Origin of the sequence: Brachybacterium sp. NPDC056505, assembly GCF_042794925.1 — a bacterium.
GTDB classification, from domain to species: domain Bacteria; phylum Actinomycetota; class Actinomycetes; order Actinomycetales; family Dermabacteraceae; genus Brachybacterium; species Brachybacterium kimchii.
Genome location: NZ_JBHTSV010000054.1, coordinates 1 through 17,302 on the forward strand (window position 1 = coordinate 1; position 17,302 = coordinate 17,302).

Annotated in this window: 18 protein-coding genes; 3 read left to right on the forward strand and 15 right to left on the reverse strand. The window is 71.3% G+C overall.

Annotation, left to right across the window (positions count from 1 at the left end):
- Nucleotides 1-38: 38 nt before the first annotated feature.
- Genes ACFQ53_RS16835 through ACFQ53_RS16855 form a run of 5 tightly spaced genes read right to left on the reverse strand, consistent with a single transcriptional unit; the run spans nucleotide 39 to nucleotide 2,461 of the window.
- Nucleotides 39-707: a hypothetical protein gene (locus tag ACFQ53_RS16835; RefSeq protein ID WP_377861845.1), complete on the reverse strand. Its 669-nt coding sequence runs from the start codon at nucleotides 705-707 to the stop codon at nucleotides 39-41.
- Nucleotides 707-877, reverse strand: coding sequence for a hypothetical protein (locus tag ACFQ53_RS16840; protein ID WP_377861848.1), 171 nt, complete (start codon nucleotides 875-877; stop codon nucleotides 707-709). The genes ACFQ53_RS16835 and ACFQ53_RS16840 overlap by 1 nt, the downstream gene beginning before the upstream one ends.
- Nucleotides 874-1,461 (reverse strand): hypothetical protein, encoded by a 588-nt coding sequence (locus ACFQ53_RS16845; protein WP_377861851.1) that lies wholly within the window; start codon nucleotides 1,459-1,461, stop codon nucleotides 874-876. Before ACFQ53_RS16845 ends, ACFQ53_RS16840 begins: the two co-directional genes overlap by 4 nt.
- Complete coding sequence (locus tag ACFQ53_RS16850) at nucleotides 1,458-2,297, reverse strand: hypothetical protein (RefSeq protein WP_377861854.1); 840 nt, start codon at nucleotides 2,295-2,297, stop codon at nucleotides 1,458-1,460. Before ACFQ53_RS16850 ends, ACFQ53_RS16845 begins: the two co-directional genes overlap by 4 nt.
- Nucleotides 2,294-2,461, reverse strand: a complete 168-nt coding sequence (locus ACFQ53_RS16855; protein WP_377861857.1) for a hypothetical protein — start codon at nucleotides 2,459-2,461, stop codon at nucleotides 2,294-2,296. The genes ACFQ53_RS16850 and ACFQ53_RS16855 overlap by 4 nt, the downstream gene beginning before the upstream one ends.
- Before the next feature lie 110 nt (nucleotides 2,462-2,571).
- Here ACFQ53_RS16855 and ACFQ53_RS16860 point away from each other — a divergent pair, with 110 nt between their 5' ends.
- Complete coding sequence (locus ACFQ53_RS16860; RefSeq protein ID WP_377861860.1) at nucleotides 2,572-2,817, forward strand: hypothetical protein; 246 nt, start codon at nucleotides 2,572-2,574, stop codon at nucleotides 2,815-2,817.
- A complete protein-coding gene (locus ACFQ53_RS16865; protein WP_377861863.1) occupies nucleotides 2,805-4,151 on the forward strand; it encodes a type IV secretory system conjugative DNA transfer family protein in 1,347 nt (448 codons plus the stop codon). The genes ACFQ53_RS16860 and ACFQ53_RS16865 overlap by 13 nt, the downstream gene beginning before the upstream one ends.
- 69 nt (nucleotides 4,152-4,220) lie before the next feature.
- On the opposite strand, the gene ACFQ53_RS16870 is transcribed toward ACFQ53_RS16865, so the two are convergent.
- From ACFQ53_RS16870 to ACFQ53_RS16900, 7 genes are all read right to left on the reverse strand, one after another.
- Entirely contained in the window at nucleotides 4,221-4,940 is a 720-nt protein-coding gene (locus ACFQ53_RS16870) for a hypothetical protein (protein ID WP_377861865.1), read from the reverse strand.
- Nucleotides 4,941-4,989: 49 nt separating this feature from the next.
- A complete protein-coding gene (locus tag ACFQ53_RS16875; RefSeq protein ID WP_377861868.1) occupies nucleotides 4,990-5,202 on the reverse strand; it encodes a hypothetical protein in 213 nt (70 codons plus the stop codon).
- Between the two features lie 66 nt (nucleotides 5,203-5,268).
- Nucleotides 5,269-7,521 carry a hypothetical protein gene (locus ACFQ53_RS16880; protein ID WP_377861871.1) on the reverse strand — a complete coding sequence of 751 codons (2,253 nt, stop codon included), beginning with the start codon at nucleotides 7,519-7,521 and terminating at the stop codon, nucleotides 5,269-5,271.
- Entirely contained in the window at nucleotides 7,518-8,060 is a 543-nt protein-coding gene (locus ACFQ53_RS16885) for a hypothetical protein (RefSeq protein ID WP_377861874.1), read from the reverse strand. Before ACFQ53_RS16885 ends, ACFQ53_RS16880 begins: the two co-directional genes overlap by 4 nt.
- Before the next feature lie 272 nt (nucleotides 8,061-8,332).
- Nucleotides 8,333-10,588: a polyribonucleotide nucleotidyltransferase gene (locus ACFQ53_RS16890; RefSeq protein ID WP_377861890.1), complete on the reverse strand. Its 2,256-nt coding sequence runs from the start codon at nucleotides 10,586-10,588 to the stop codon at nucleotides 8,333-8,335.
- Between the two features lie 258 nt (nucleotides 10,589-10,846).
- A complete protein-coding gene (rpsO, locus tag ACFQ53_RS16895) occupies nucleotides 10,847-11,116 on the reverse strand; it encodes a 30S ribosomal protein S15 (protein ID WP_152353576.1) in 270 nt (89 codons plus the stop codon).
- Between the two features lie 166 nt (nucleotides 11,117-11,282).
- Nucleotides 11,283-12,293: a bifunctional riboflavin kinase/FAD synthetase gene (locus ACFQ53_RS16900; RefSeq protein WP_249480723.1), complete on the reverse strand. Its 1,011-nt coding sequence runs from the start codon at nucleotides 12,291-12,293 to the stop codon at nucleotides 11,283-11,285.
- Nucleotides 12,294-12,636: 343 nt separating this feature from the next.
- Here ACFQ53_RS16900 and ACFQ53_RS16905 point away from each other — a divergent pair, with 343 nt between their 5' ends.
- Nucleotides 12,637-14,214, forward strand: a complete 1,578-nt coding sequence (locus ACFQ53_RS16905; RefSeq protein WP_377861879.1) for a L,D-transpeptidase family protein — start codon at nucleotides 12,637-12,639, stop codon at nucleotides 14,212-14,214.
- 179 nt (nucleotides 14,215-14,393) lie between these two features.
- Here the strand turns inward: ACFQ53_RS16905 and truB are convergent, their stop codons facing one another.
- From truB to ACFQ53_RS16920, 3 genes are read right to left on the reverse strand one after another with little or no spacing between them, the layout of a single operon-like run.
- Nucleotides 14,394-15,332, reverse strand: coding sequence for a tRNA pseudouridine(55) synthase TruB (gene truB, locus ACFQ53_RS16910; RefSeq protein ID WP_377861882.1), 939 nt, complete (start codon nucleotides 15,330-15,332; stop codon nucleotides 14,394-14,396).
- Nucleotides 15,332-15,838: a 30S ribosome-binding factor RbfA gene (rbfA, locus tag ACFQ53_RS16915; protein ID WP_249480726.1), complete on the reverse strand. Its 507-nt coding sequence runs from the start codon at nucleotides 15,836-15,838 to the stop codon at nucleotides 15,332-15,334. The genes truB and rbfA overlap by 1 nt, the downstream gene beginning before the upstream one ends.
- Nucleotides 15,831-17,096: a TRM11 family SAM-dependent methyltransferase gene (locus ACFQ53_RS16920; RefSeq protein ID WP_377861887.1), complete on the reverse strand. Its 1,266-nt coding sequence runs from the start codon at nucleotides 17,094-17,096 to the stop codon at nucleotides 15,831-15,833. Before ACFQ53_RS16920 ends, rbfA begins: the two co-directional genes overlap by 8 nt.
- Between the last annotated feature and the right edge of the window lie 206 nt (nucleotides 17,097-17,302).

A 17,302-nucleotide genomic window follows, 5' to 3' on the forward strand; every position in this document is an offset into this window, starting at 1 on the left:
CACCAGCGGCCGGGGCCCTGCATTTCCTTCCTTTGCCTCTACTCCTGGAACGCCTCGCCCACCGGCTCCGGGTCCGGCTTGGTGTTCTGGCACAGCTTGCGCATCTGCGCCTTCACGTCGTCGACGCCGTCGGCGGTGGCCTTCTCCGCCTCCACGTCGCCGCCGCCCTGCAGCGTCGCGGTCGAGCCGGAGACCTCGAGGTCGGAGGTGCCGTACTGGCCGCCCCAGGGGTCCACGCCGCCCTTCCAGACGACCTGGCCGCCCTTGATCGTGCCGGTGGCCTTGACCTTGGTCGGGGCGCGGCCGATGCAGACCACGTTCTCGTAGCTGAACTCGTCGCCGTCGATCACGTACCTCGTCAGCCACGGCCCACCCACGTCGATCGGGTTGATCTGGTTGCCGTCGTTGGCCTTCAGGTACGTCGTGCCGGAGTCCGCCACGAGGTCCTCGCTCGTCAGGCGCGGGCCGGAGTTGTTGGCCCAGTAGTCCGACTTGACCGGCCCCGTGGCCTTCTTGGTGGGCGTGGAGCCGTCCTCCTTCGGGCCCTTCTGTGTGGTCGGGCCCGCGTCGGCCTGGCCCTTCGACTGGGCCGTCACGGTCACCCTCGGGCCCTCGCTCGGGGCGTGGCTCTCGATCACGCAGCCGCTGAGCGCGAGCCCCGCCAGGGCCAGCCCGGCCGTCGTGGTCGCGATCCGCTTCGTGTTCATCACTCTTCCCCCTCGGTGGTATCGGCCTGCTCGGCTGGCTCGGTCTTCTTCTCGGTGATCCCGCGCAGCTTGGCCCACACGCCGCGCTGGAACTTCTCCAGCGCCTTCGGCGGGACGAACAGGGCCGCGATCCCGGCGGCGATCAGGGTCAAGAGCCAGACGACGGTCATGCCGACTCACCGCCCTCGGCGGCCTCGGGGCCGGAGCCGGCGTCCTGCTTGGTCTTGACCGAGGTCTTCATCTTGTTGAAGAGGCCGGAGAAGAGCTGGGGCGAGATGATCAGCGCGGCCACCAGGGCGGCCCCCGCGCCGGCGATCCAGATGTTGTTGAAGATCCCCAGCGCCGCGCTCATCGCCCAGCGGAAGAGCAGGTAGCCGATCGTGAAGACGAGGGCCAGCAGGGCCATGCGCCAGATCGGGGAGCGGCCCTGGAACTCCTGGAACTCGCGCCAGAGGGTCTTCAGGATGCCGCGGGACTCCTTGAAGCTCTGCTCGGCACCGGGTCCCTTCTCCGGGATGACGATCAGCCCGGCTTTGAACATCATGCTCAGCAGCTGCATGAAGAAGAAGGAGAGACCCGTCGCCGCCAGGTCCAGCGCCCCGGCGGCCGAGATCGCCCAGGCGAGCATCCCCACCGCGCCGCACGCGAGCAGCGTGCCCAGGATGGTGAAGATGCGGTTGGACCCGCTCTCGACGGTGGTGTGGACGTGGATGTTCTGCGGCGACCCCTGCGACGCCGCGTCGTTCGTGCTCATTTCCTTGCTCCTTCTTCTTCCGCGGGGGCCGCGTCGGCCTCCCACTCGATTTCCTCTTCGTCGTCCCAGAGCGGCTCGGGCTCGGGGGCGCTCGGCTCCGGGATCGCCGGGGCCTTGACCTTGGGCTTGGGCGGCCGGTCGGCTGACTCGCCGCTGCCGGTGCCCTGGACGCCGTCCCCGCTCTTCGCCGTCGGGATCGCCGGGGCCTTCGCGGCCTTCGGCACCGCCGGGGCCGGCATGGACGGCGTCTTCTTCGCCTTCGCCGCCCTGACGCCGTTCCAGCCCCCTTGGCGCACCCTCACGCCAGCCAGGACGAGCCCGAGGACGGTCTGCGCCCATGCGTAGACCGCTGCCGTCATCGGCACGTACAGCTCGAGGTGCCGCGGCCACAGGAGGATGACCGAGAACGGCGCGATCCTCACCAGCAGCCATCCGACGGCCCCGGCGGCGACGGCGGCCAGGTAGAAGGGCCAGCCGCGCAGGACCCGGCCCTTGCTCGGCACCCACCACCAGGCCAGCCCGTACAGGGCCCCGGCCAGCGCCAGCGCCGGCCCCGCGACGAGGGCCGTCAGCGGGATCAGGACGAAGAACAGGGTCAGCGACCTGAACCCCTTCTCCTTGGAGTCCTCGCCGTGGGAGATGAACCTCGACCCGACCCAGGGGATCCGGCCCTCGTGGAACGAGGACTCCGCAGCGCCGGACTCCGCCCGATCCAGCCGCGCCGCCCGGCGCTTGAGGTCGTTGGCCCGACGCCGGTCGGACAGGCTGTGCGTCGACTCGTGCGCGAGGATCCAGTTGGCCCTTTCGCGCTCGTGGCGGTCGACCTTCCCGCTCACTGCCCGTCTCCCGTCGCCGACGGCGAGACCGTCTGCTCGACCTGCTGGCCGTCGTGACCGTCGCCCCCGTCCTTGACCGAGCCGACCCCGCAGGCGTAGCCGAACAGCCAGATCGCGCCGATGACGACCACGATCCCGATGAGCTTCCAAAGGAACCCGTGCATCCCTCTGCCCTCCCTAGATGATATTGATTACCGTTCCCACTCTACGATACCCTAACGGGGTAGGGGTATCTACCCCGAGCCGCAGGTCAGACCAGGAAAAGGAGATGCCTATGACGGGGGTACCGGACAAGAAGCAGACGATCGCCATCGCCGAGGCGGACCGCCAGGCGCTGAGGGGCGAGGCCGCCGAGCGCGGCGTCGGCACGGGGCTGTTCGCCCGCGCAGGCCTCATCTACGCGCTGGAGCGGGCCGACGACCCGGCGCTCCAGCTCGTCGTCGAGCAGGAGGCAGAGGCCGAGAAGGCCAGGATCACCGCCGCGGCCCGCGCGGCGGTCAAGGAGAGGTGGAAGAAGTGAACAAGTTGAAGAAGAAGGAGAAGCCCGTGAAGACCGAGAAGGAGTCCAGCTTCGAGGAGCAGCAGACGCCGTACGCCGGGTGCGTCGACGGGGTGCCGGTAGAGAGCGCGCCGCACGTCTTGGTGTCGGGGCCCACGGGCCGTGGCAAGTCCCTGCGGGCCCTGGTCCCCGGCGCGCTGCTCTGGCGCGGCCCGCGGGTGATCGTCTCGTCCAAGACCGATTTCTGCCGCGAGGTCGTCCAGCGCGGCATGGCCGAGCGCGGGCCCGTGTACATCATGGACCTGGCCGGCGAGCTCGACCCGAGTTTCGACTGGCTGCAGGGACTCGACTACACCAGCGTGGTCTCCGACCCCACCGCACTGATCGAGGGCGACGACGACGCCATGGCCATGGCCTCGCTGCTGATGAAGGTCGGCAAGCTCGGTGCCGGCGACGGCGCTGGGGGAGGAGGGGGCAACGACGCCTTCTGGGAGACCTTGGCGGCGCAGCCGTTGGCGGCCCTGCTGCTGGCTGGAAAGGCCTCCGGCGAGGGCATCTCGTACACCGTGCGGGCCTGCTCGAAGATCGAGAAGGCGGGGGCGGATGACGCATCGCCCTCGTGGTCCAACGCCTACGAGCTGATCGAGCACACCAGCTTCCACGCCCAGGAGCTGATGGACTCGAGCCAGATGGAGGCCAAGCTCAAGGACTCGCTGAAGGCGACGATGAAGTCGGGCCTGAAGCCCTGGGTCCTGACCACTGTCCGCGGTGAAGGCGGGGCGGTCCCGTTCAGCCCGTCGATGCTGGAGGGGCCGGGGGAGCCCACCCTGGCCATCGTGGCACCTTCCGACGGCGTGGCAGCGGGTGCCGCCGTTGGGGCCATCGAGACGATCATCCGGCACTGGCGCAGGGGGGTGGAGCGCGGCCTGGACCGTGTGCTGCTCAGCATCGACGAGGCCTGCAACACCGCGCCCCTGCCGAAGCTCCCGACCTACATCACCGAGGCCCGCGGCCTCGGCGTCGCGGTGGTCGCCGCGGTGCAGTCCACGACGCAGATGGAGCTGGTCTGGGGCGAGACGGGGGCCAAGGTGCTGCGGGAGGTCTTCCCGTGCATCCTGGTCCTGGAGGGCGCTCCGGAGTTCGACGCCCTCGAGCTGGCCTCGAAGTGGTCTGGAGAGGAGGACGTCCTGCGGGAGACCATCAACGCCGACGGGAGCCGGTCGAAGACTGCCGAGAAGGCCCCGCGCCGGACCGTCTCGGAGCTGCTCCCCGACAGCGTCGAGGAGGGCCGCTTGCTCAAGTACGGCAAGGAGGGGCTGCGGGTCGACCTCCCGGGGGTCTGGGACTTCGCCTGAGCCGAGGGGCGAACGCCAAGAGGGCCGTGGACATCGCGTCCACGGCCCTCTTGGCGTTCCGGCGGGGGATCAGCGGCTCATGCCGCGGTCCTGCGCGTCCCGTTCGCGGGCGGCCCGGGCGTTGGCCGAGAACCGGTCCGAGGCGCTCATCTCGCGCTGCTGGGGCTCCTGCTTCTCGACCTCGGCCTCGGTCTCGTCCCGGTGATCCTCCTCCCGCTCCTGCTCCTGGGCCTGCGCGGCCTTCTCCCGGTTCGAATCGTGCTCGTCGTCCTCGCGCCCGGCGGAGCCGGACTCCTGCCCCGGGCCGTCCTGATCGCGCCCGTCCTGCTCCTGGGGCTCCTGCTCCTTCTCCTGCTCCTGCTGCTGGGTCTCCTTCTCCTGGACCTCCTGCTCCTGCTGCTCGGCGGCCCGCTGGCGCTGGGCCTCGGCCTCCTGCTGGGCCTGGATCTCCGCCTGCCGCTGCGCCTCCTGCTCGGCCTGGGCCTGGGCGGCGGCCTCCTGGTCCTGCTGCGCCTGGTCGAGGTCCTGCCCCGACTGGTCGTCCGGCTGGTCGACGCCGGCCCTGGCGGCCTCATTGGCCTCGCGCTCGTCGGCGGCCCGCTCGTACATCCTGCGGCGGTCGGCCTGGACCTTGCGCTGGCGCTGCTGGGCCTCCTGGTACTCGGGCGAGTTCAGCGCCTCCTCGCCGTAGCGCTGCCGGACGACGTCCTCGTTCCGGGCGTCCAGCATCTGGCGCATGCTCTCCACGCGCTCCTGGTCGATCCTCTGCTCCTGGGTGTCCTGTTCCATCGTTCTTCTCCTTGTTCGCTCTGTTGGTTGTTCTCGTGCTGTCGCCCGTTCAGGCGCTCCGCGCGCGCAGCCGGGCGGCCTTCTCGCGCAACTCCCGGGCCTCGGCCCGGTACTTCTCCGCGGTGTCGAAGGCCGACATGTAGCGCGCCGTGCCGAACCCGTGGTTCAGCGGTGCCGCGTCCTCGTGCTCGTCGGCCTGGCGCTCGCGAACCGTCGCCCGGCGCTCCAGGCCCTCGATCTCGATCCTCGTCCTGATGTCCATCGCTCTCCCTCCCTCCTTCTGTCGTCGTGGTCGTTGTATGAGCCGTGCATCGACGGCTTCGGGTCTTCAGCGGCCCAGGCCGTGGTCCTGGGTCTCGCGCGCGGCCTTGGCTTTGGCCGAGAACCGGTCCGAGGCGCTGACCTTCTTCGACTGCGCCTGGACCCGCTCGGCCTTCTCCTGCTCCCGCTCCTTCACGGGGCGCATGTACTCGCCGTTGGCGACGTCCTGGCGCAGGCGCTCGGACCTCCGGCCGGCGGCGTTGGCGGCCCTGCCGTGCTTGGCGAGCTCTTCGCGGGCGCGCCCGGCGGTCTTCCCCTCCTGGAACGCGGCGTACTCGAGCTTCTGCTCGTCGTACGCCTCCCGTGCCTTCTCCATCCACTCGGCACGCTCCTCGAGCCGCTCGCGCATCGCGGGCTGGATCTGGAACCCGTAGTCCTCCAGGAACTGCTGCCTGACCCCGCCGATGCCCTTGATCCGCTGCTCGAACTCCTGGCGCTCCTCGAGGGTGGACGGCATCCGGCCGTGGTAGTCCTCCTCGATCTGCGCCAGGCCCTCGATGCGCGCCCGCACCTTCGGGACGTCCTTGCCGTAGGCCTCGCTCAGGGGCGCGGCGTCGCGCAGGTCGGAGCGCCAGACGACCCCCGGTCCAGAGGCCGTCTCCGGCGTCGTGGGGGCCTCCTGGGCGCTCGGCGCGCCCTGGTCCTCCGCGGGCCTCCCGGGCCCCGGGACGGCCGCACGGCGGCGCTGACGGTCCTCCTCGGAGAGGGGCCGGAGCTCGACCCCGTCGGAGAGCCGGGTGACCTCCTCGCGGTCGTGTTCAGCCTCGGCGCGGAACTCCCTCCGTCGCTTCGGCTCGGGCTGCGGCTCGTCGACTGGCTGCTGCTCGACCTCCTCCGCCGGGGCGTACTTGGCCGAGCGGTCGGCGCGCCCGTCCTCCATCTCGCGCACCGCCGCGTCGAGGGCGTCCTCGGCCTCGGCCTCCTGCGCTGCGCGGCGGGCGTGCATGCTGTCGATGTCGAGCGCGGGGGCGTCGACGCGGACCGTGGCGCGGGGGAGTCCCGCCTGCTCCCGGGACGGGACCGTCGCGGGGTCGAGCCCCTGCTGCCGGGCCTCTTCCTCCGCCGCCAGGGCGGCGACGCCCGAGCGCAGGGCCTCCAGCTCGTCGCGCTCCGCCGAGGTCAGCGGCTTCGCCTCGAACGGCAGGCGCTTTGCAGCGCCGGCGCTCTGCTTCCCCTCGATCCGGGCGGCACGGCCCTGGGCCTTCGCCTCGAGGTGCTCGCCGACCGCGCCGTAGGCGTAGTCGGGCCCGAGCGTCGAGCCGCGCACCCCCTGCTTCGCCCCTTCCACCCTGTAGAGGTAGTCGTGGTTCTTCGTGGGCGCTCCGCGGCGCAGGCCGGTCTCGGTGACCTCGATGCCGCGCCTTCCCAGCGCGGCCACGTACTCGTCGCGGTCACCGACCCCGTACGGGCCGAGCGCCAGCTCCGCCTCGCGCCGGATGCGGTCCTGGTTCGACTCCCGGCCCCGCTTCTTCTCCCAGTACGACTTCTGCCCGTCGCGGACCTGGGCGCGCTCGTACTCCTCGGAGCCGACCCGGGCCAGCGACTGCTCGAGCCCGTGCTCGGGGTGGCGGTCCAGGAACTGCTCGAAGCCGGCGCGGGCGTCGTGCACGCGCGTGAGCGCCCCGGCCATCTTCTGGCCCGCCCGGTACTGGACCCCGTCGCGCTCGAAGTCTTCGTACACCGTGGCATTGGAGGCGATGTGGACGTGGGCGAGCCCGGAGTCGCCGTTGCGCTCGAGCCACATCGACTCCTGCAGCCCGGGGTAGTCCTCTCGACGCCACGCCACCACCGCGTCCATGAACCGCTCGAGGTCCTCGGGGTTCTCCGGGTTCACCAGGTCGTCACCGGCGGCGACGATGGTGTGCACCGCCTCGGACTCCTTGACCGTGAGCGCGCCGGGCTCGATGCGCAGGTGCGTCGGCGTCTCTCCCGCCCGCACCGGGCGCTTGCGGTTGCGCTTGCCGTCGAAGTACTCCACGTGCGTGCCGCGCTGCCCGCTGGCGTGCAGGCCCGTCTCGGGGTCCACCTTCTCGTACGTCGCCTTGGCCGTGCGCTTGGCACCGTCGGTTCCGTATCGGACCCTCGTCTCCTCGAACTCGCGGATCTCCTCGTGCACGGGGAACGAGCAGTGCTGCTGGGCGGCGATGAGGTAGCCCTCCGACTGCTTCTCCGCCACCTCGTCGCGGTAGCGCAGGAGGTCGGGGGCGCTGCGTCCGGTGAGGACCTTGACGGTCACGCCGCCGCGCTGGGGGGCGCTCACGCCAGCAGCTCCTGGACCTTGTGGAGCGCCTCGCGCGTGCGGGCCCGGAGCTCGTCGTCGTCCAGCTCCGCCTCCTGCTGGGCGTCCAGTGCCCGCTCCACGCCGCGCACGGCCAGCCCCAGCACGGCGATCTCCTCGTCGCAGACGGAGCCGCCCTGGCGCACGGTGACGCCGTGGACGTTGGCCAGCTTGGCGATCTGGTTACTGTGCACGCCGATGGACTGGCGCTGGCGCGCCCGCGCGGACCACGCGTCGTCCAGGCCCTTCAGTGCGGAGGCGAGGTCGTGGACCCGGTCGGCGAGGCCACGGGCCTGCTCCGCTACCGCTCCGCCGGCCTCAGCGCGCTGCTGCGTCCTCTCCAGCCCCTCGGTGCGGAACTCGTCGTAGATCCTCGCCATCGCCGCGCCGCGGGAGAGGCCAAGGACCTGCCGGTCGGCGTCGACCAGCGCGAGCCGCTCGCGCGTCATCGGCACGAACACGCCCTTGGAATCGGGCGAGGGCGCGCGTCGGGCGCTCGGTGCCTTCTCCGCTTCGCTCATCGTCCCGCCCTCCTACGCCGAAACGGCCCTCATCGGCCGTGGAATCTTCTGCGATCCAGCAGCGATAACGATAACCGTTACCATCCGCTGCACAATGGCCAGCATACGGGGTGCACAGGGGCTGGGCAAGCAGTCTGACCCCATATGAACGCTTCGCGCCCCGCTTCGCGGGAGGGTCAGTCTGCTTGCCTCGAACCTCGCTGCGCTCGGTTCTCGGACAAGGGGGGGGGGCCCCCCCCGCGGCGGTCACGCGTTCACGCGGTCGGTCGGGCTCACTCGGAGTCGGACGCCTTCTCGCCGCCCTCGTCGGACCCCGTCTCCTCGGCGTCGTCCTCGGCGATCGCGAGGCTGATCTTGCCGCGCGCGTCGATCTCGCGGATCTCGACCTCGATCTTCTGGCCGACCTTCGCGACGTCCTCGACGTTGTCCACGCGCTTGCCGTCGTTCAGCTTGCGCAGCTGGGTGACGTGCAGCAGACCGTCCTTGCCGGGGGTCAGCGAGACGAAGGCGCCGAAGTCGACCACGCGCACCACGGTGCCGAGGTAGCGCTCGCCGACCTCGGGGACCATCGGGTTGGCGATCGCGTTGATCGTCGCCCGGGCGGCCTCGGCCGACGGGCCGTCGGTCGCGCCGATGTAGACGGTGCCGTCGTCCTCGATGGTGATGTCGGCGCCGGTGTCGTCCTGGATCTGGTTGATCATCTGGCCCTTGGGGCCGATGACCGCGCCGATCTTGTCGACGGGGATGGTCACCGCGAGCACGCGCGGGGCGTTCGGGCTCATCTCGTCCGGCACGTCGATGGCCTCGTTGAGGACGCCCAGGATGTGCAGACGGGCCTCGCGGGCCTGGGACAGCGCGGCGGCGAGCACGGAGGCCGGGATGCCGTCGAGCTTGGTGTCGAGCTGGATCGCGGTGACGAACTCGTGGGTGCCGGCGACCTTGAAGTCCATGTCGCCGAAGGCGTCCTCCGCACCGAGGATGTCGGTGAGGGCCGCGTACTTGGTCTCGCCTCCCACGGTGTCGGAGACGAGGCCCATGGCGATGCCCGCGACGGGCGCCTTGAGCGGCACGCCGGCATTGAGCATCGACAGGGTCGAGGCGCACACGGAGCCCATCGAGGTCGAGCCGTTGGAGCCCAGCGCCTCGGAGACCTGGCGGATCGCGTAGGGGAACTCCTCGCGGCCCGGGAGGACCGGGACCAGGGCGCGCTCGGCGAGCATGCCATGGCCGATCTCGCGGCGCTTCGGGGAGCCCACGCGGCCGGTCTCGCCGGTCGAGAAGGGCGGGAAGTTGTAGTGGTGGACGTAGCGCTTGCGATGCACCGGCGAGAGCGAGTCGATCTGCTGCTCCATCTTGAGCATGTTCAGCGTGGTCACGCCCATGATCTGGGTCTCGCCGCGCTGGAACAGGGCGGAGCCGTGCACGCGCGGGAGCACCTCGACCTCGGCCGAGAGCTGGCGGATGTCACGCAGACCACGGCCGTCGATGCGCACGCCCTCGGTGAGGATCTTCTGGCGCACGACCTTCTTGGTGAGCGCGCGGAAGGCGCCGGAGATCTCCTTCTCGCGGCCCTCGAGCGCTGCGCCCTCGGCGCCGAGCTCCGAGACGACCTCGGCGGCGAGCGCGTCGGTCGACTCCTCGCGCTCCTGCTTGCCGGCGATGCTCATGACCTCGCGCAGGCGGTCGGAGGCGGCCTTCTCGACGAGCTCGTAGGCGTCGTCCTGGTAGTCCAGGAAGAGCGGGAACTCGCGCACCGGCTTCGCGGCGGTGTCGGCCAGCTCCTGCTGGGCCTCGCAGAGCGTGCGGATGAAGACCTTGGAGGCCTCGAGGCCCTCGGCCACGACCTCCTCGGTGGGGGCGATCGCGCCCTGGTCCTTGATCATGGACCAGGCGTTGTCGGTGGCCTCGGCCTCGACCATCATGATCGCGACGTCGTCGCCGACGATGCGACCGGCGACGACCATGGAGAACACGGCCTCCTCGAGCTGGCTGAAGGTCGGGAACGCGACCCACTGGCCGCCCTCGGCGCTGGGCATGAGGGCCACGCGCACGCCGCCGATCGGGCCGTTGAAGGGCAGGCCCGAGATCTGGGTGGAGGCGGAGGCGCCGTTGATGCCGACCACGTCGTACGCGTCGTCGGGGTTGACGGCCATGACGGTGAGGACGACCTGGACCTCGTTGCGCAGGCCCTTGACGAAGGCCGGGCGCAGCGGGCGGTCGGTGAGGCGGCAGGCGAGGATCGCGTCGGTGCCCGGGCGGCCCTCGCGGCGGAAGAACGAGCCGGGGATGCGGCCCGCGGCGTACATCCGCTCCTCGACGTCGACCGTGAGCGGGAAGAAGTCGAAGTTGTCCTTCGGCTTGTTGGAGACGGCGGTGGCCGAGAGCACCATCGTGTCGTCGTCGAGGTACACCGAGACGGCACCGGCGGCCTGCTGGGCCAGCCGTCCGGTCTCGAAGCGCACCTCGCGGGTGCCGTAGCTGCCGTTGTCGATGACGGCGGTGGTCGCCGTGATGTCGGGGCCTTCCATGGCCATGGGGATCTCCTTCGATGGGATCGGTGCCCCTCGCCGGACGCGGCCATCGTCAGGGGCCCGCGGGGAGCCTCCAGATCCGGGTGGATCGGGGTTCCCGAAGGTCTCTGCCGAGGACCGTGCCCACGGTCGAGGGGCTGGTGGGTCGTGCGGGCCGGCGCTCCGGGCGCGGCCTCGCGGGTCGTGCCCCGCGCACGTGTCGCGGGGCCGGATGCGAACCGCCGCCCGCCCCGTGGGGACGAGCGGCGGCGGGTGTCACCGGCGGATGCCGAGGCGCTGGATCAGCGCACGGTAACGCTCGATGTCGACGTTCTGCAGGTACTTGAGCAGACGGCGGCGCTGGCCGACCAGGAGCATCAGACCACGACGGGTGTGGTGGTCGTGCTTGTGCTCCTTGAGGTGCTCGGTCAGGTAGGTGATGCGGTGGGTCAGGAGCGCGATCTGGACCTCGGGCGAACCGGTGTCGCCCTCAGCGGTCGCGTATTCCTTGATGATCTCCTGCTTGGTGGCGGAGTCGAAGGCCATGTCGGCTTCTCCCTCGGTCGTTGCGCGGCGCACCGGGGCCTGTTCTCCCGGGCTCTGTGTGTCGGACCCTGCTGCGCTCCGGGCACGTCCCCGGCTTCACGAGCCTGGACGTGCCGTGCGGGCGCGCGGAGTCCTCCGCGGCCGATATGACGGCAGTGAGAGTTTATCAGCGGCGGTGGAGGACGTCGGGCTGCACTCCGTCCAGAGTGCGGCGAGTCACGTCCTTGTCGATCTCCATCTGGGCCACGAGCGCGTCGACCGAGGAGAAGCGCAGGGTGGGCCGCTGGCGCTCGACGAACTCGAGGCGCACGGTGTCCCCGTACAGGTCGAGGGTGTCGTCGCCGTGGACGTACGCCTCCACCATCCGCGGGGAGTCGTCGCTGCCCTCGTGGAAGGTCGGGTTGGTGCCGATGGAGATCGTCGTGACCGCGCCGACGAGGGGCTCGATACCACGGTGCTCGCTCGCCTGCTCGACCACGGTGAGGAAGCCCGCGTAGACCCCGTCCTGCGGCACGAGGCCGTGGGGGCGCGGCCCGAGGTTCGCGGTGGGGAACCCCAGCTCGCGACCGCGCTTGAAGCCGTGGTGGACGGTGTCGGACACCGTGTGGAAGCGGCCCAGCATGGCGGTCGCCTCGGGCATGTCCCCGCCCAGCAGCGCCGCCCGGATCGCCGAGGAGGAGATCCGCTCCCCGTCGAACGGCAGATCGGGCAGCACGACGACCTCGAAGCCGTGCTTCTCCCCCAGTGCGCGCAGGGTCTCGACGTCGCCGGTGTTCCCGCGGCCGAAGCGGGTGTCCGCACCCGTGACGATGCAGCGCATGCCGAGGCCCTCGACGAGGAAGACGCGCACGAAGTCCTCGGCGCTGTACTGGGCGAAGTCCCAGGTGAACTCGAGGTCGAGGACGCCGCTCATGCCGGCCAGGAGCAGCAGGCGATCGCGGTCCTCGTGCGCGGTGACGAGGGCGGGGTCGCCCGGGGTGTGCATGACGTGGCGCGGATGCGGCCAGAAGGTCAGCGCGACCGGCTCCAGGGAACGGGCCGCGGCGTTCTCCCTCAGCGCGTCGAGCACGTAGCGGTGCCCCAGGTGGACGCCGTCGAAGTTCCCGATGGTCACCGCGCTCGCGCCGAGGTCGGCGGGCACTTCCTCGAGGGAGTGCCAGATCTGCGCACGGGTCACGGTGAGGATCCTTCCGACGGGGCCCGGTCCCGCGCCGGAGCCGGTGTCCGGGGGCGCGGGCGGGAGGACGGGGAACACTGTAACGCCGTATGGGCGTCCCGGAACGACGGCCCGGCCGGCCGTCGCGGGGAACGCACGCGCTGGGGCGGGCAGGCGCGGGCAGGAACAGGAGGGTCGTCGCGCGCCCCGGCCGACTGTGACGCGTCTGTGACTCCCGTCCCCTCGGCTCGACCGCGGAGTCTGACGTATGGTGAAGGGTACGAATGCGGACCCGTGGACCTTCTGCGGGCGGTCCCGTGACGAGGGGGAACCGGAACCGCAGCGAAGAGATGAGCGAGACCATATGTCGCACCTCACCGACACCACCGATGTGGGCCGGTCCGGCGGCGGACGCCGACGTGTCCTGCTGATCGTGATCGCGATCCTGGCCGTGCTGGCCGTCGTCCTCACGGGCGGCGCGTTCGCGTACGCCAAGAACTTCGAGGGCAAGGCCCTCCCGGGCACGACCGTGCTGGGACAGGACGTGTCCGGCAAGAGCGCCGAGGAGATCTCCGCGCTCGTCCAGAAGAAGGCCGAGGACACGGAGGTCACCGTCGACACCGACGGCAAGACCACCACGGCGTCCCTGGCCGACCTCGGCGTCGACGTCGACGCGAAGAAGACCGGGCAGGAGGCAGTCGCCCACGACGGTTCCATCGGCGAGGTCGTCTCCTCGACGCTCTCCGGTTCCCGCGGCGTCGATCCGGTGGTGTCCGTCGACGAGAAGGCTGCCGCCGACTTCGCCACGAAGCAGATCCCGAAGGACCGCACCGCTGCCGTGGACGCGAAGGTGTCCTACGACGAGGACGCCGGGACCTGGAACGTCGCCAAGGCGAAGAACGGCCAGGGCGTGGAGACCGACGCGTTCGTCTCCGCCCTCACGAAGGACGCCTCGAAGCTCGAGAGCTTCACCCTCACCCAGAAGGTCACGGAGACCGCCCCGAAGATCTCGACGGAGAAGGCCGACAAGGTCAAGGACCAGATCACGAAGATGCTGGACCAGCCGATGTCGATCACGGGCCCCGACGGGGCGACCCACTCGGTCTCCAAGGACCGCCGCTCCGGCTGGCTCTCCGTCACGACCGACGACAAGGGCAAGGACCTGAAGATCGGGGTCGACGAGGACGCCGTGCGCGAATGGGTCTCCGCACGCGCCGACGAGGACAGCGTCGAGAAGAAGGACGGCATCGAGCAGGTCGACACCGACGGCAAAGTCGTCAAGACCATCGCCGAGAAGACCGACGGCGTGAAGATCACCAACACCGATGCCATCACCGAGAAGCTCGTCGCCGCGATGACGGGGACGAGCCCGCTCGAGGCGTCCTTCGAGACCAAGAAGGTCGAGGCCGAGATGACCAAGGCCAAGGCCCCCGAGTCGAAGGACGACGAGAACTCGGACTCGAAGGACGACGACAAGTCCAAGGACGACGAGAAGTCGAAGGACGATGACAAGTCCAAGGACGACGATGACGCCGCCGCCGACAAGCCGACCGGCGAGAAGTGGATCGACGTCAACCTCTCGGACAAGACCGTGACCGCGTACCAGGGCGACACCCCCGTGTGGGGCCCGCGCTCGATCGTCGACGGCGACGGGGCCAACGGCCACGGGACGGTCACCGGCTCGTACAAGATCTACCTGCGCTACGACAAGCAGGACATGACCAACGGCGCCTACAAGGACCAGCAGGACCCCGAGTACTACAACACCAAGGACGTCCCCTGGGTGCAGTACTGGTACCGCGGATACGCCTTCCACGGCGCGCCGTGGCGCTCGTCCTTCGGGTATTCCGGCTCGCACGGCTGCATCAACATGCGCGTCTCGGACGCCAAGTGGCTGTACGACTGGGCGTCGATCGGCACCCGGGTCGAGGTGCACCGCTGATCCGGAGACCCTGACCCGGTCCCCTCATCGAGGCACCGGCGGCGCATCGGACCGATGCCCGCCGAGACGACAGAAGGGCCCCGCCGACAGGCGGGGCCCTTCTGCTGTGCTGGTGGACGCACGGCCGGCGCTGGGAGCAGTGTCCGGCCCGGGTGAGTGCGCTCGATGACACTCTCCCGCTAGCTCCGCGCCTCCGGGGGGACGACCAGAACGGGACGCAGGTGCTCGCCCTCGGTCTCGACGACGGCGACCAGGCGGCCCTGTGGGTCGAGCGCCGCGAGCACTCCCCCCTCCGGCCCGTCCGAGCGCATCGTCGCGCTCACGCGCTTGCCCTGGCCGAGAGCCGTCGCGCTCTCTTCGACCAGTCCGACGGTGGGCATCACGCGCGCGGCGGTCTCGCCGAGGCTCCGCAGAGGCAGCTCGACGTCGTCGCCCTCGCCGCGGGCGGGAACGTGCACCGCGTCCTGGACGGCGAAAGGTCCCACGCGAGTGCGCCGCAGTGCGGTGAGGTGCCCGCCCACGCCCAGCGCGGCGCCGAGGTCCCGGGCGAGCGCCCGCACGTAGGTGCCGGAGCTGCAGGTCACGGTCACGTCGAGATCGAGGAAGGGATCCGCCTCGCGCAGGGCGAGCACGGTGAAATCGCTGATCGTCACGGGACGCGCGGAGAGCGTCACGTCCTCCCCCGCGCGAGCGCGGGCGTAGGCGCGCTTGCCGTCGACCTTGATGGCGCTGACGGTCGAGGGCACCTGCTGGATCTCCCCTCGCAGGGCGTCCAGGCTGCCCTCGATCCGGTCCGGTGCGAGGCCTGCGGCGGGGACGAGCTCGCCGATCTCCTCGCCCTCGCGGTCGTCGGTCGTGGTCGCGCGGCCCAGGCGGATCGTCGCCGTGTATGTCTTGTCGAGCCCCACGAGGTGGGTGAGCAGACGTGTCCCCTGGCCGACGCCCAGGATCAGCAGCCCGGTGGCCATCGGGTCGAGGGTGCCGGCGTGACCGACCTTCTTCGTGCCCAGCAGCCAGCGCACGCGCGCGACCACGTCATGGCTCGTGCGCTCGGGCGCCTTGTCCACGAGCAGCACGCCGTGGGGAAGGGCCGCGAGGTCCTGCGGGCCGCGCGCCATCACGCGCGCGCGTCGCCCGCGGCGTCCTCGTCCGCGGAGTCCTCCGCGGCGCCGTCCTCGAGGTCCGCGGCGTCCTCGTCCTCATCGCGGGGCTTGCGGTAGGGGTCCTCCTCGCCCGCGAAGGACGCGCCCTCCTGCTGGCGGGCGAGATCGGCGTCGCGGGACCTCGCCTGGACCAGGAGGTCCTCGATCGTGCGGGCGTTCTCGGGGAGCGCGTCCTCGACGAACTCGAGGGTCGGCGTCAGGCGCACGCCGGTCTGGCGGCCGACCTCGCGGCGCAGCATCCCGGTGGCGCTCTGGAGGGCGGCGGCGGTGCCGACGCGCTCCTCGTCGTCCCCGAAGACGGTGTAGAAGATCGTGGCGTGCTGGAGGTCGCCGGTCACCCGCACCTCGGTGATCGTGATGAAGCCCAGGCGGGGGTCCTTCACGCGGGTGTCGAGCATGGTCGCGACGATCTGCTGGATGCGGTCGGCGAGGCGCCGGGCGCGGGGGCTGTTCTCACTCATGGCGGGTCCTTTCGCGAGGCTCGTGCGCCTCGGCACGGGCGGGCGGGTCTGTCGTGGTGGCTTCGGGGTCTGTGGCCGCCGCGGCCGATACGGAGGTGGGCTCATCGGCGGAGGCGGCGAGGGCGCGCAGGAGGTCCAGCTGGGGATGGTCGTCGGGGACGGCGAGGACCACGTCGCGGTCGATGGCCTGGTCGACGCGATGGCGGAACGCGCCGTCGCCGCTGAGCACGGTGAGCCCGTGGGATCCGAGGATCTCATGCACGCGCTCGTAGGGGGCCGTGCGGCGGTTCAGCGCGAGTGCCATGCCGCCGCCGGTGCGCAGCAGCGCGCGCCATGCGGGGATCGCCTGCTCGAGCAGGTCCAGCGGGGAGCGCTGCCAGCCCTCGGTGCGGGCGCCGTGCTGGACGCCGTAGGGCAGGTCCGCCACGAGGGCGTCGACGGAACGATCCGGGAGCACCTCGCCGAGCCGTGTGGTGTCGCAGGTCAGCAGGTGGAGCTTCTGGACCTCGCCCGCGCGCTGCGCCCGTCGGTCCGCGGCGAGCTCGAGATCCCAGCGCGAGCCCGCGCCGCGGCCGCCGGCCGGGGAGCGGAGCCCGAGGCGGCCCGAGCTCTGGGTGTGCGGGAGGTGCTGCTGCTTCGCCCATGTGGTGAGGAAGGTGCGGTAGGCGTCGATGTCCTTGGCGTCGATGTCGGCACCGGTGGGGCTGAGGCCGAGACGCAGGGCGCGGCTGAGCGTCGTGCCACGGCCGCACGTCGGGTCCAGCAGCGCGAGATCTCCGCGCAGCACTCCCCCGCGGCGGCTCGACAGGGCGGCGGCGAGGTTCAGCAGCAGCGCGGTGAACTGCTCGTTCGTCTTCCCCGGGTACCGCAGGGTGGTCTCGAGCTCGCTGCCGTGGCGCATGACGTCGGGCAGGGGCGTCGGGCGCAGCAGCGGGAGAGCTGAGCCGACCGGCTCCGCGGCTGCCGACGCCGCTGCAGCGTCGGGCTGCGACGCCTCGAAGGCCGCGAAGGTCGAGGAGAGCTGCGCGACGAGCGTACGCAGGAAGCCGTCCGCGACCGAGCCCGAGGGCTGCTCCTGGGCGACCATCCGGATCTCGAGGTAGTCGACGCCCGCGATCTCGCGCTCGCGCACGTCCACCGGCGTGCCGAGATGGGCGCCGAGCACCCAGCGGGCCTCGCGCACGGCGAGTGGGCCGGCCGACGCGGTGAACACGCGGTTCGCCGAGGGGGCGCGCAGCACGAGCAGGCTCTCGGTCATGGCCTCGATTCCCTCCCTGTCGGCCTGCGGGGCCCCGGCCGAGCAGGCACCGCCGGAGCGGGCCGTGCGCCGCCGGGATGCAGGGACGCGTCGGGCGGGCCGGGGGGGCCCGGGGGGGCCGGGGGGCGCGGGGGGGCGCCCCCCCGCGGGGGCCCCCCCCGGCGGGCCCCCCGCCCCCCTCCGACCGCTGGTTCGCGGGCGATTTC